Below are 12,551 nucleotides of genomic sequence, written 5' to 3'. Positions count from 1 at the left end.
AAATAAAAGCAAAATAACTATAAAGAATCATTCTGGTGCAATTAAATGCACTTATTTAAATCACAAATGTCAGACATCATGCACAGGAAGTGCATGAGCAATCTGATGTAACTCCGCTAGATCTAAAATTTCAATTTGTTTAAACGCAACACGAAGGACCTGCATTTTTTCCAATTGCTGAAGCTCCTGATTGACTGATTGTCTTGAGCAATTCATCAGTTGCGCAAGTTGTTCCTGCGAGATATGTATGGTGTGTTGCTCAATTTCCAAATGATTTCCATATCCATTTAAAATAAACAGCAGACGCTGTGCGAGACGTTGACTTAAACTTTGCGTTTGTAAGGCTATGAGTTCCATAAAGGCATAGCGAAGTTTTTGACTGGTGAGCTGGGCAATATGAAACCAAAACTCAGGGTGTTGTTGTAATAATTGCTGAATTGCTTGAGCCGGTAAGTGTAATAAGGTGGACTTTTTGGTACAGATGGCATCGTGAGAACGTGGTAATTGGTCAACCAAGGATATTTCGCCAAACCACATAATCGGCTCAGCAATGGCGGCAATCGCTTCTTTGCCATGAATATCAATATAGCCTAAGCGAACTGCGCCTTCTAAGACCGCATACATACCATTAAAACGCTGTCCTGATAAAAAAACACGTGCGTCTTTTTCGAAAGCTAAGGTCAGGGCATGGCGGCAGATAAAGTCTTGGAAGGAAAGATTTAAGCCTGAATACCATACATTTTTATTGAGTTGATGCACATATTGAGCGTCCAGCACAGCATATCCTTATTTTTTGGTCCAACTTGTCTATTAGCTGACAACTTTATTGATGCATTTTTTATATAGTGAAATGAGTAAATGAACAAGGAGTAAGTTAATGAGCAAACTTGAAAGACTGCTAAGCCAGTATGCAGCATATCATTTAGATCGAAAAAATGTGCTGACGCATTTTGTGGGTATTCCGCTTATTGTGTTTTCGATTATGTGCCTAACAGCACGAGTAGGGCTAATGATTTCAGGTTTTGAACTGACCCTTGCATTGTTGTTGATTATTGCCAGTGTCATTTATTACCTGAGTTTAGATAAAATTTTCGGTTTGATTATGCTTTTGGTGTTTGCGGTTACGTATCCCTTAGCCTTGATGATCGCAAAGATGAGCCTCATGTCATGGTTGATCTGGAGTGTGGGGATCTTTGTTGTGGGTTGGATCATCCAATTTATCGGTCATTATTATGAAAAGAAAAAGCCTGCGTTTATGGATGATGTTATTGGCTTGGCAATAGGGCCTTTATTTGTCCTAGCAGAATTTGTGTTTCTACTCGGCTTTCGTAAAGAGCTTGAACAACGCATGTTGACAGAAGCAAGAAGACAGCGTGCAGAGATGGATGCAAAAGCATTACATATTGCTCAACCATAAATGAGTTGAATAAAAAAGCCGGATAATTCCGGCTTTTTTTGCGATGTGTTGATTCTCAACTGTTTAGGATTTCACAGCAACTTTATGTTGTTCCGCTGCGACCTTTTGTGCAGCGATTTTTGCTTTTGCGTCAGTATTTGCAGCTTTGGCAGCATGGGCTGAAGTTTTAGCTTCTGATTTTGCTTGTGTTGCAAGATGCTGTGCTTGAGCTGCATCATGTTTTGCTAATTTTTGATTATGTTTCACTTTGCTCTGAGCCAATTGGCTGGCTTGTTTTGCATCGTGTCGAGCGACTTTTGCATCATGCTGCGCAGCTTGTGCTGCATGTGTAGCAGTACGTTCCTGATGTTTTGCATCTTTAGCAATGGAAACACAAGTACCACCTTTATGGTTTGCACCTGTACCACCTGTAAGTGTGGTGCCTTGTGGACATGCAAACGCAGTTGCACTAAGCATTGTAAAGATACCTGCTGTTAGAATTGTGCTGATTTTTTTCATTGCTATTGTTCTATGAAAATAGGCATTAGTGCCTATGGGTAAATTTATAGCAGAACGGTAGAGATTTAAGTCGTTGCACTGTGGTGACTCAGCAACCAAATCATGTATTCGTGTCGATATAATTTTGTTTTTAAGCAGGTTTTAAGTTTTTAAATATGCTTATTTTTTGGCTTCATCATTTGCCTAAAATTAAAGAAGCCAGCAAATTGCTGGCTTCTTATGGGTGCTGTTTTATACGTTAAAACGGAAGTGTAAAACATCGCCATCTTGAACGATGTATGTTTTACCTTCTAAACGCCATTTACCTGCTTCTTTAGCGCCAGCTTCACCATTGTATTGAACGAAGTCGTTGTAGGCAACACATTCAGCACGAATAAAGCCTTTTTCGAAGTCAGTGTGAATCACACCTGCAGCTTGAGGTGCAGTTGCACCAATTTTTACTGTCCAAGCACGAACTTCTTGTACACCAGCTGTGAAGTATGTTTGAAGGCCGAGTAAGCCATAACCTGCACGAATAACTACGTTTAGACCAGGTTCTTCCATGCCTAAAGCTTCAAGGAATTCCGCACGGTCTTCGTCTTCAAGTAATGAAATTTCTGCTTCGATTTGGTTGCAAAGTGGAACCACAATCGCATTTTCTTCAGCAGCTAATTTTTGTACTGCTTCTAAGTGAGGGTTATTTTCGAAACCATCTTCTGCAACGTTGGCAATATACATGGTTGGTTTAAGGGTTAAGAAGCCATAACCACGCACCAATTTACGTTCATCTTCATCAAGGTCAGCTGCACGCGCAGGTTTACCTTCATCCAGTAAAGGTAAGATTTTGTCTAAAACAGCTTTGGTCGCAATCGCTTCTTTATCGCCACCTTTTGCAGATTTTGCTAGACGTGTAATTGCTTTAGAAACAGCTTCTAAGTCAGCAAGTGCAAGTTCAGTGTTGATTGTTGCGATATCGTCAAGTGGGTCAATTTTGCCATTTACGTGAATGACATTCTCGTCTTCAAAACAACGTACAACATGTGCAATAGCATCCGTTTCACGAATGTTGGCTAAGAATTGGTTACCAAGGCCTTCACCTTTAGATGCACCAGCAACGAGACCTGCGATATCCACAAATTCCATCGTGGTTGGGACAACACGTTGTGGGTTTACAATTTCAGCAAGTTTATCCATACGTGGGTCAGGTACAGGTACAATCCCAGTATTTGGCTCAATTGTACAGAATGGGAAGTTTTCAGCAGCAATCGCAGCTTTGGTTAATGCGTTGAAAAGCGTTGATTTACCAACGTTCGGCAGGCCGACAATACCACAGTTAAAACCCATGAAATAACTCACAAAGTATTATAAAAAAATTGTGGATGATTTTACATGAAAGCCATAATAAAGTCAGGTGATATGGGCAGGAGAATGTATATCTTATTGAATCGCGCAGAGATAGAGATGAATTCACGTCTGAATAATGCTTGAGTTGCACTACAGATGCAGAATAGGTGCAAAAATGACATTGTGTTTCAATAACACAGTGACTAAAGTATCCCTATAAAATTACTGGGTTTTATAAACTACAGTTACAACAAAAACTTGGAGCATTTATGCGAACTCTCTACCAGTTTCCACTCTCACATTTTTGTGAAAAGGCGCGCTGGTTACTCGATCATAAAGAGTTGGATTATGTGGCTCATAATTTAATGCCGGGTGTACATCGTGCATTTGCACAGCTTAAAACAGGGCAAAACAAATTACCGATTTTACGTGATCAAGATCATTGGGTTGCAGATTCAACTCAAATCGCCTTTTACTTGGATGCGACCTACCCCGAACATAGTCTGATCCGTCCAGATGTCAAACTGCGTGAAGACGCTTTAGAAATTAATGAACTCTCCATTGAGTTAGGCCAACATGTGCGCCGTTGGGGGTTGGCACATGTATTAAATGAAAGTGAAGAATCACTTGATATTTTAATTGGTGAAAAGGGCTATTTACGTCAGTTTGAGAAATATTCAAAGCCCATTATAAAAGCACTGGTTTCTAAAGGTTATCAATTAGATACGGATAAGGTTGCGGCATCTCGTGAACGATTGGATGAAATTGTGATTGATTTAAATCAACGTCTGATCGAACAAGGTGGGCGTTATTTTGTAGGCGACCGATTAGGTTTGGCTGATATTGCGGTGTGTTCAATGTTGGCGCCGATATTAGAGATTGTCGGAACGCCGTGGGAAAAAGAGCATGGCGAAACCTTGTCAGAAGAGTTTAAAGCTTACAAAGCCTATTTGAGCGATTTGCCTTTAGGTCAATATGTTCAACGCATATACCAAACAGAACGTAATGCACGGGTAGATTGGCGTGGTGTATAAGCCCTTTAAATGAAAACTTTGCGTCATACTGCTTTAAAAAAGCGCGCCTAATGGCGCACTTTTTTTATTAGACTTTCAATCCTTAAATATAGCTTTGTTGTTGAATATCCATAATATTCAACACTGGACTGATACTATCGGCTTGTAAAGTATTGAGCGGCATAACTGGGTAGAAGATATTGCCTAGCGCATCCTTAATACTTGGGATGATGGTGGAGATATCAGAATCACCTTGAGCAGAACCTAAATTTTCCAATAGGTCATTAATATTCGGTAATTGGCCCGTGAGGTTTTCAGTCAATTGGTTGAACTGATCCGTGATAGAACCCAGATCAATTTTTTCAGGAGCAAGATTGCCAAGTAAATCGCCAAGATCTGGAATGGTCAGTTGATCGAGGAACTGAGTCGCTTCACCATTACTGTCCATCAGAGCAATGACTGGTTTCAACGAATTAATCACTTGATTTAAATCAGTTGAAAGCGTCAGTAAGGATGGATTGTTGACCACATCCAAAATGGTGCTCACGCTATTTAATACATCATAAATCGCTTTGACGGTTTGAGCCTGATCCGTATCGATGACATCGCTTTTTGCCAGTAAATCTAACAGCGGATTAAGTCCTTTGATCACCCCTGAAATGGTCTCAGGGACATTCCCTTGGTTGGCTGATGAAATGGCGGTCACTAGATTGGTCACACTTCCAATCACTGTCGGTAAAGCATGACTCAACTGTTCCATATCAATAGTTGAGTTGTCTTTATTGATTGAAGCTAATAAAGGTAGGAGGGCAGTCGTTGCACCTTGTGCAATTTGCCCAAAGTCGATGTTTCCAGAAGACGAGCTCCCAATCATCTGAATAATGGGTTGCGCATATTCTAAAACTTGGCTGAGTGTATTGATAATTTGCGTTGAATCCGTTGACCCAGTTGCGCTTCCAAGCATAGCAAGCAATGGTTTGATGGCATTTACAGCACTGCTAATATTGTCAGGAAGATTGGCTTGATTATTGGTGCTACTCAGTAAACTTTGCAAGCTGTTGACAATGGTAGGTAAGGATTGAACCAACTGATTCATCTCTGTTGAGCCAGCGTTGCCACCTAAATTTTGTAGGAGCGGTTGCAGTGTTGTCATCAAAGTCTTGAGTGCATCCGAATTTGAACCGTTATTGGATATAAGACTTTGAATCGTGCTAATCACTTGCGGAAGCGATTTAGTCAGTGGGCTAAAATCAAAAGATTTTGTGCCACCTAAATTACCCAATAATCCTGTCAGCGTATCCGTGATATTGGTTGTAGGTTTAAGCGGGCTAAGTAGGTTACTGACCGTGCTGCTAATTGTACTGAGCTGTAGGGAAGGACTTAGTACAGAACTTAATTTTGAGCTGAGTGAACTCAGTGATTTAATTGCCATGTTTATTCTTCCGTTTTTATTTTTTTGTATATTTATGAACCGCCGCTATTTTTTAATGTAATTACCAAACCAAGTAAATAAGTGAAAAAAAAGAAATGTGACATAGAACGCACATTGAAAAATAAAGTAAAAATAAAAAATTGAAAAATATAAATAAAATATCTTTCCCTTTTATCTGAAATTGATTTATTCAGATCAATGGAATGCATTTTGAAGCTTTATTGGTAGGTTGTCTAAAGACGTTATTTAGAATATAAAAACTAAACTTTGATGAAAAAACATTCATTTAAACACGATATTTATGCAAATTATTATGTTCATAATGTGTATGAGCTTTATTATTTTTAATAAATCATGCTATACATGAGAAAACTTGCACATAAATGCTGATTTTAAAACTTAAAATAACATTGAAAATGACAACAGGCGTTTGATGAATTGGGATCATCAGCACTGTTTTCAAAAATGGCTGGAGTAGACTGATGGAACTAGACCGTTTTGATAAACAAATTTTAGAAATTTTGACCCATGAAGATGTCAATTTAAATGAACTGTCAGAGCGGGTAAATTTATCGGTCAGTTCAGTTCATCGTCGGATCAAACAATTGATTGATCACAATATTATCAGTGGTCTAAAACGTGAAATTAATTATCAAAAATTGGGCTTTAGTTTGCATGTGCTGCTACAGGTGTCCTTAAGCAAACATGATACAGATACTTTTGCTAAATTTTTAGAAGCATTAGAAAGTATTCCAGAAGTCATTAATGCATTTTTGGTGACAGGGCAGTCTGCCGATTTTATTGTGGAAGTCGTTGCACGGGATATGGAAAACTATAGTGAAATTTTACTCAAGCGCATTGGTAAAATTGAACACGTAGTTGCATTACATTCGAGCTTTGTAATTAAACAATATAATGTTTTTAACTGTAATGGCTTATTAAATAAGGTTTAAATGCAGCCCTCATATATAAACTCAAACAGTTGAAAGCTAGGCAATAAAAAACGCACCGAAGGGTGCGTTTTATACTTCACTCGATTGAATTATAGAGCTTCTAACTCAGCCATTACTTCATCGGTGAATTCAACGTTGGTATATACGTTTTGAACGTCGTCAAGATCTTCAAACATATCAATCATTTTGATGATTTTTTTCGCTTGTTCGATATCTGAAATTAACGCTTTAGTTGAAGGGTTCATCACCACTTCGGCGTTATCAGATTTTAAACCTGCTGCTGCTAGCGCATCCTGAACTTCACCGAAAGTTTCCGGTGTAGTGATAACTAAAATTTCTTCTTCGTCCACTTCGATGTCTTCAGCACCCGCTTCTAAAGCGATGTCCATGATTTGATCTTCTAAAGAAACATCTTCAAAAGTAATCTCACCACGTTTGGTAAACATATAAGCCACTGAACCTGCAGTACCTAAATTACCATCAGTTTTAGAGAAACAGTGACGAACGTCAGGAACAGTACGGTTCAAGTTGTCAGTCATTGTTTCAATGATGACAGCAACACCACCAACGCCATAACCTTCGTAAGTGACTTCTTTTAGATCAGCATTTTCTTCACCGCCTACACCACGTTGGATTGCACGGTTAATGGTGTCACGTGTCATGTTTGCAACTAATGCTTTTTCAACAACAGCACGTAAACGTGGGTTAGACGCTACATCACCGCCGCCTAAACGTGCAGCTGTCACGATTTCACGGATAAATTTTGTGAATACTTTAGCGCGGCTCGCATCTTGTTTTGCTTTACGATGCTTAGTATTAGCCCACTTGGAATGACCCGCCATGCGAAATATGCTCCTTGTAGATTGGCCTTATGCCTATCAAATTGAGCAAATTCTACCATAATGGCTTTTTTGTGTGAAAGTACTGGATTTCAGGAATTGAGTAGTTGAAAAAAAAATATCCAAATTTGAGAAAATAATGCGAAATGTCTAAACGCTCGTACTGTAATTTTTCTTATGATGAGAATTGGGCTGAAAGGAGCGAGGTGATCTTGTTATAAAAGGAAGATATAAATGTACAATGCATGGAGCACGATACATTTATATCTTTAAGTACGTATATCTTAAAAAAACGTGAATGGCACTTAGTCTTTATTTTTAGGTTCTAGGATCACGATGTCTAAACCTACTTTATCTTTATAGAGCTGCTTAATTAAAGCTAAATCGTGATCGAGGTCAGTTGGGTAAATCTTACCGAAAATACCGCCTTGTTTGGTTTTTGAGTTGGCATACATTAATACAATTGGCACACCTGCAGCTTTAGCGATATACCAAAAGCCTGTGCGAATCGGTTTTCGTGCTTCACCACGTTCTGCTCGTGTCGCTTCTGGAGCAATGACTAAATTAAATTTTTCATTGGCTTCAAAATGCTCAACCATTTGAGTCACGATGTCTTTATTGGCTTTACGGTCTACAGGAATACCGCCAATCGCTTCAAGAACAGGTTTAAATGGACCTTTAAAGAGTTCTTTTTTAATCAGCGTGTGAATTTTAATGTCGTAAATTTGGCAAAGGGCCAGTGAAAGAACAGCATCCATCATTGAGGTGTGTTCAAAGCCGACGATCACTTGTTTATTTTCTAAAACATCAGGCTCTACGTGGTATTTCCAGCCTGCCAATTTAAATGCAGATTCGCCAATAAACTTTTTCAACATAGTCGGTGGTACGGTGATTTTAAAAAGGTGTAATTTCTGCTTGTTTGGATCATCAGTCAAGAGGATTTAAGTGAGCTTTGATCTGAATTATGCATATATTTCAAATCGGAATAAGAAGGGGGGATTGAAGAATTATACTTTTTAGCAATAAATCGGTTAAATTTTATATAGCAAAGCTATCATCATAGATAAAAATACTCTTAAAAATTTGCTAAATATGGCTAGGCACCGTCAGAAATTCTTATTAGACTTTTGTCGTAGGTTAAAACTTTTAACCTGTTGGTCTTAACTCGTTTTCTAACGGAGAACTCAAGCATGATTTATTTAACTGCTGTGTTATTCGCTGTTGCTATGTTTGCTTTGATTGTTATTTGGTCAATTATTGAGTTTTATTTGGACTTAAGAAAGCCTGAACAGGTTGAGTCTTAATTTTTGCGCTTTTAAAATGCGAAATATGTAGTATTTCTAAAAGTCATGAATCAAAAAACATTTGCTTATAATGAATAAAATAATATCTTTTAAGTATAACAAATCGTGACTTAATTTACGGGTATTTAGAACTTAAGCTTTTACATTTTTCTTGAATGTATTTTTTTATAACCTACTTCTCGTATTAAGCAATCGTGGCTTACTCAAGCTGGCTTGAAGTTTTGTACTTATCTATAGGTTATCTGCCATATCTTTTAAAGGCTTAGACTGACTTTATTTAGTTTTTAACATTAAAAAACCCCTTACGATTAGTACACGTAAGGGGTTGTTTTATATGGTGGGCCCACACAGACTTGAACTGTGGACCAACGGATTATGAGTCCGCTGCTCTAACCAACTGAGCTATAGGCCCTATATTCTGAATGTGTTATTTATCAACAAGTTCAGACGCAAAGCATACTAGCGAAGATTTTTTTAAAAGACAAGCCTTTTTCTTCACGGCTGCACACTAACACAACAAATTGGCTGTAGTTGCAACAGTTGAGCTTGGATTCGACCAAAATGCACAAAGTGTCGAATCCTATAGTGATGTAAATCACGACAAAAGTTATCAAACAGTCAAAATAACCTTATAATAATGCCCATTCTTGTCAGTACCGTGCCCAACAGCGCTTAGATTGGTACTGGCCTCACATTTTTAAGTCAATGTCCTACAGTTATTCGGCTTATGTTTTCATTTTTATGTGTTGCACTGACACATAAGAATATTTAGGTGCCCACATGGAAATTAAGGTTAATTATCTCGATAACCTTCGACAAGAAGCCAAATTTGATGACTTCACGGTAATTGCCGATCAACCTATTCGCTATAAAGGCGATGGCTCTGCTCCCGGACCATTCGACTACTTCTTAGCGTCATCAGCATTATGTGCAGCTTATTTTGTAAAAGTGTATTGTGCAGCGCGAGACATTCCGACAGATAATATTCGCTTATCACAAAATAATATTGTTGATCCTGAAAACCGCTATAAGCAAATTTTCAAAATTCAAGTTGAACTACCTGCGGATATTTCTGAAAAGGACCGTCAAGGCATTTTGCGTTCAATTGACCGCTGCACGGTTAAAAAAGTGATTCAAACTGGTCCTGAGTTTGTCATTGAAGAAGTAGAAAGCATTGATGCAGATGCACAAGCTTTACTTATGCCAAATTTAGCGTCAGACAGTACCACGTTTATTCCGGGTAAAGATCTGCCTTTAGAAGAAACCATTGCCAATATGTCAGGTATTTTGGCTGGTTTAGGCATGAAGATTGAAATTGCATCATGGCGTAATATCGTACCGAATGTTTGGTCACTACATATTCGTGATGCACAATCGCCAATGTGTTTTACCAATGGTAAGGGTTCAACCAAAGAAAGTGCCTTAGCCTCGGCTTTGGGTGAATTTATTGAACGTCTCAATTGCAACTTCTTCTATAACGACCAGTTCTGGGGTGAAGAGATTGCCAATGCGGACTTTGTGCACTATCCAGATGAAAAATGGTTCCAACCCGGCCCAGAAGGCGAGTTACCTGTCGAAATTTTGGATGACTACACACGTGTAATTTATAACCCAGAAGATGAGTTGTTAGGCACACATCTATATGACACCAATTCAGGAAATACAGCACGTGGTATTTGTTCTCTGCCATTTGTCCGTCAGTCCGACGGTGAAACAGTGTATTTCCCATCAAACTTGATTGAAAATTTATACTTGTCAAACGGGATGAGTGCAGGCAATACCTTGGCAGAAGCGCAGGTCCAATGCTTATCTGAAATCTTTGAGCGTGCAGTAAAACGTGAGATTTTGGAAGGCGAATTGGCTCTACCAGATGTCCCTGAAGAGGTTTTAGCCAAATATCCAAGTATTGTTGCGGGTATTCAAGGCTTAGGAGAACAAGGTTTTCCTGTATTGGTAAAAGATGCTTCACTTGGTGGTCAGTACCCTGTGATGTGCGTAACCTTAATGAACCCACGTACTGGTGGGGTTTTTGCATCTTTTGGTGCGCACCCTAAACTCGAAGTGGCTTTAGAGCGTAGCTTAACCGAGCTTCTACAAGGCCGAAGCTTTGAAGGTCTAAACGATCTACCAAAACCAACGTTTAGCTCGAATGCAGTTACTGAGCCAAATAACTTTGTAGAACACTTTATTGACTCAAGTGGTTTGGTGTCTTGGAAATTCTTTAGCGCACAATCAGACTATGATTTTGTAGAGTGGGATTTCACTGCAGAAGGTGAAAATGCCAATGCGGAAGAAGCTGCAGCGATGTTTGCGATTCTAGAAGACATGGGCAAAGAAGCGTATATGGCGGTCTACCAGCATCTAGGTGCTACGGCATGTCGTATTTTGGTTCCGGGTTATTCTGAAGTGTATTTGGTTGAAGACTTGGTTTGGGATAACACCAACAAAGCTTTGGACTTCCGTGAAGATATTTTAAACATTCATCGTTTAGATGAAGACGAGTTAGTGTCATTGGTTGAGCGCTTAGAAGAGCTTGAGGTGGATGATTACACGGATATTGTGACGCTCATCGGGATTGAGTTTGATGACAATACCGTATGGGGCCAATTAACAGTACTTGAGCTCAAACTACTGATCTATATTGCCTTACAAGAGTTTGAAGAAGCAAAAGAGTTGGTTGAAACTTTCCTTCAATACAACACCAATACGGTCGAACGTGGTTTGTTCTATCAATGTATGAATGTGGTTTTAGAAGTTGAATTGGACGATGACTTAGATCTCAATGACTATGAACATAATTTCCGTCGTATGTTTGGTGACGAACGTATGGATGCAGTGATTGGTTCAATGGATGGCAGTCTTCGCTTCTACGGTTTAACTGAAACCAATATGCAACTTGAAGGTTTAGATCGTCATTTACGTCTGATTGATAGCTATAAAAAATTGCATGCTGCACGTGCGAAGTTTGCCAGTCAGAACGTTTAAATCTGGGCTTGTGAATAACGTTACTCGTGTGATCATCTATTTGAAAGAACTCTCCTAAGGGGGAGTTTTTTTGTGCGAAATTTGCTGAAAATTAATCTATATCTGTGATGTTGATATTAATAAAAATCCTTATAACTCAGGTGAATATAAGGAAGGCTTAAGAATAACCGATTATCCGAAATTGTGTCATTTTAAAGTAAAGATATTTGACTCATTGGAAAAATATGATAATAAATTAGCTATGGCGTGTTTAGGCATGGTCATAATATTTCAGGACGAAATATTTAGAAGCACATTAATAAATAAACGGGAGTTTTAACAACATGCTTCAATTATTCAGAAAACTATTTTGCATGCATATTTACGAATACGAGCAAATGGAAGAAATCGGTTCGCACAAGGAATGTCGTAAGTGCGGTGTGACAAAGTAATGCAGAGTCTAAGCCGAAAAAAAAGTGAGCGAAAGCTCACTTTTTTAATGCCGGTCAATATTGAAATCATTAAAATAGAATCACATCCACAGTTTTCATGCAGATATGAGTAAAGATTTTCAAGCCGAGCGTTATACCGTCGATGCCAATATAGCAGATACCATTGCATGGTTATTACAACATCAGGATTGCTTTGAATCTTTTCATTATGATGTGATTCAGCAGCAATTGGTGGTTCAACATGCTAATGGTCAAGACATTATTCGTGAAGGGGATTATTTAAATGCAGGCTATGGAATTTTAATAACAGCACATAACTTTGCGAAGTAATCGATATATTTTCCATACTCATGGTG

11 protein-coding genes and 1 tRNA gene are annotated in these 12,551 nt (G+C 38.6%); 5 read left to right on the top strand and 7 right to left on the bottom strand.

Annotated elements, in window-relative coordinates; translation table 11 throughout:
* Nucleotides 1-69 precede the first annotated feature (69 nt).
* On the bottom strand, nucleotides 70-777 hold the full coding sequence (locus LXF01_RS10905; RefSeq protein ID WP_180056007.1) for a Crp/Fnr family transcriptional regulator: 708 nt from the start codon (nucleotides 775-777) through the stop codon (nucleotides 70-72).
* Nucleotides 778-877: 100 nt separating this feature from the next.
* Here LXF01_RS10905 and LXF01_RS10900 point away from each other — a divergent pair, with 100 nt between their 5' ends.
* On the top strand, nucleotides 878-1,417 hold the full coding sequence (locus LXF01_RS10900; RefSeq protein ID WP_180170763.1) for an Mpo1 family 2-hydroxy fatty acid dioxygenase: 540 nt from the start codon (nucleotides 878-880) through the stop codon (nucleotides 1,415-1,417).
* 63 nt (nucleotides 1,418-1,480) lie between these two features.
* Here the strand turns inward: LXF01_RS10900 and LXF01_RS10895 are convergent, their stop codons facing one another.
* Together LXF01_RS10895 and ychF are read right to left on the bottom strand one after the other, a co-directional pair.
* Nucleotides 1,481-1,915, bottom strand: coding sequence for a hypothetical protein (locus LXF01_RS10895; protein WP_233944323.1), 435 nt, complete (start codon nucleotides 1,913-1,915; stop codon nucleotides 1,481-1,483).
* Nucleotides 1,916-2,146: 231 nt separating this feature from the next.
* A complete protein-coding gene (gene ychF / locus LXF01_RS10890) occupies nucleotides 2,147-3,238 on the bottom strand; it encodes a redox-regulated ATPase YchF (RefSeq protein ID WP_078189045.1) in 1,092 nt (363 codons plus the stop codon).
* A gap of 269 nt (nucleotides 3,239-3,507) precedes the next feature.
* Between ychF and LXF01_RS10885 the strand changes: the two genes are divergently transcribed.
* The gene (locus LXF01_RS10885) at nucleotides 3,508-4,272 is read left to right on the top strand and encodes a glutathione S-transferase family protein (RefSeq protein ID WP_111885997.1); all 765 of its coding nucleotides are present in this window, start codon (nucleotides 3,508-3,510) and stop codon (nucleotides 4,270-4,272) included.
* Nucleotides 4,273-4,354: 82 nt separating this feature from the next.
* Here the strand turns inward: LXF01_RS10885 and LXF01_RS10880 are convergent, their stop codons facing one another.
* A complete protein-coding gene (locus tag LXF01_RS10880) occupies nucleotides 4,355-5,683 on the bottom strand; it encodes a hypothetical protein (RefSeq protein ID WP_233944322.1) in 1,329 nt (442 codons plus the stop codon).
* A 482-nt stretch (nucleotides 5,684-6,165) separates the two neighbouring features.
* On the opposite strand from LXF01_RS10880, the gene LXF01_RS10875 reads away from it, so the two are divergent.
* Nucleotides 6,166-6,636, top strand: coding sequence for an Lrp/AsnC family transcriptional regulator (locus LXF01_RS10875; protein WP_111885999.1), 471 nt, complete (start codon nucleotides 6,166-6,168; stop codon nucleotides 6,634-6,636).
* A gap of 89 nt (nucleotides 6,637-6,725) precedes the next feature.
* On the opposite strand, the gene LXF01_RS10870 is transcribed toward LXF01_RS10875, so the two are convergent.
* The 3 genes from LXF01_RS10870 to LXF01_RS10860 all read right to left on the bottom strand — a co-directional run bounded on the left by LXF01_RS10870 (nucleotide 6,726) and on the right by LXF01_RS10860 (nucleotide 9,191).
* Nucleotides 6,726-7,478 (bottom strand): YebC/PmpR family DNA-binding transcriptional regulator, encoded by a 753-nt coding sequence (locus LXF01_RS10870; protein WP_078189042.1) that lies wholly within the window; start codon nucleotides 7,476-7,478, stop codon nucleotides 6,726-6,728.
* 302 nt (nucleotides 7,479-7,780) lie between these two features.
* Nucleotides 7,781-8,350, bottom strand: coding sequence for a 1-acyl-sn-glycerol-3-phosphate acyltransferase (locus LXF01_RS10865; RefSeq protein ID WP_233944321.1), 570 nt, complete (start codon nucleotides 8,348-8,350; stop codon nucleotides 7,781-7,783).
* Between the two features lie 764 nt (nucleotides 8,351-9,114).
* Nucleotides 9,115-9,191, bottom strand: a tRNA-Ile gene (locus tag LXF01_RS10860).
* A 368-nt stretch (nucleotides 9,192-9,559) separates the two neighbouring features.
* Between LXF01_RS10860 and LXF01_RS10855 the strand changes: the two genes are divergently transcribed.
* Both LXF01_RS10855 and LXF01_RS10850 read left to right on the top strand, forming a co-directional pair.
* Nucleotides 9,560-11,764: an OsmC domain/YcaO domain-containing protein gene (locus tag LXF01_RS10855; protein WP_233944320.1), complete on the top strand. Its 2,205-nt coding sequence runs from the start codon at nucleotides 9,560-9,562 to the stop codon at nucleotides 11,762-11,764.
* Between the two features lie 536 nt (nucleotides 11,765-12,300).
* Nucleotides 12,301-12,525, top strand: a complete 225-nt coding sequence (locus tag LXF01_RS10850; protein WP_233944319.1) for a hypothetical protein — start codon at nucleotides 12,301-12,303, stop codon at nucleotides 12,523-12,525.
* Nucleotides 12,526-12,551 lie beyond the last annotated feature (26 nt).

It is taken from the genome of Acinetobacter sp. SH20PTE14, from assembly GCF_021391555.1.
In the GTDB taxonomy this organism is placed as follows: domain Bacteria; phylum Pseudomonadota; class Gammaproteobacteria; order Pseudomonadales; family Moraxellaceae; genus Acinetobacter; species Acinetobacter amyesii.
Note: the sequence above shows the minus strand (reverse complement) of the source record. Positions and strands in the feature narration are given on the sequence as shown.

Excerpts from the sequence above, each read along its gene's own strand:
- LXF01_RS10880 (WP_233944322.1), bottom strand. The coding sequence starts at position 5,683 with ATGGCAATTAAATCACTGAGTTCACTCAGCTCAAAATTAAGTTCTGTA.
- LXF01_RS10875 (WP_111885999.1), top strand. The coding sequence starts at position 6,166 with ATGGAACTAGACCGTTTTGATAAACAAATTTTAGAAATTTTGACCCAT.
- LXF01_RS10855 (WP_233944320.1), top strand. The coding sequence starts at position 9,560 with ATGGAAATTAAGGTTAATTATCTCGATAACCTTCGACAAGAAGCCAAA.
- LXF01_RS10850 (WP_233944319.1), top strand. The coding sequence starts at position 12,301 with ATGAGTAAAGATTTTCAAGCCGAGCGTTATACCGTCGATGCCAATATA.
- LXF01_RS10870 (WP_078189042.1), bottom strand. The coding sequence starts at position 7,478 with ATGGCGGGTCATTCCAAGTGGGCTAATACTAAGCATCGTAAAGCAAAA.
- ychF (WP_078189045.1), bottom strand. The coding sequence starts at position 3,238 with ATGGGTTTTAACTGTGGTATTGTCGGCCTGCCGAACGTTGGTAAATCA.
- LXF01_RS10885 (WP_111885997.1), top strand. The coding sequence starts at position 3,508 with ATGCGAACTCTCTACCAGTTTCCACTCTCACATTTTTGTGAAAAGGCG.
- LXF01_RS10900 (WP_180170763.1), top strand. The coding sequence starts at position 878 with ATGAGCAAACTTGAAAGACTGCTAAGCCAGTATGCAGCATATCATTTA.
- LXF01_RS10895 (WP_233944323.1), bottom strand. The coding sequence starts at position 1,915 with ATGAAAAAAATCAGCACAATTCTAACAGCAGGTATCTTTACAATGCTT.
- LXF01_RS10865 (WP_233944321.1), bottom strand. The coding sequence starts at position 8,350 with ATGTTGAAAAAGTTTATTGGCGAATCTGCATTTAAATTGGCAGGCTGG.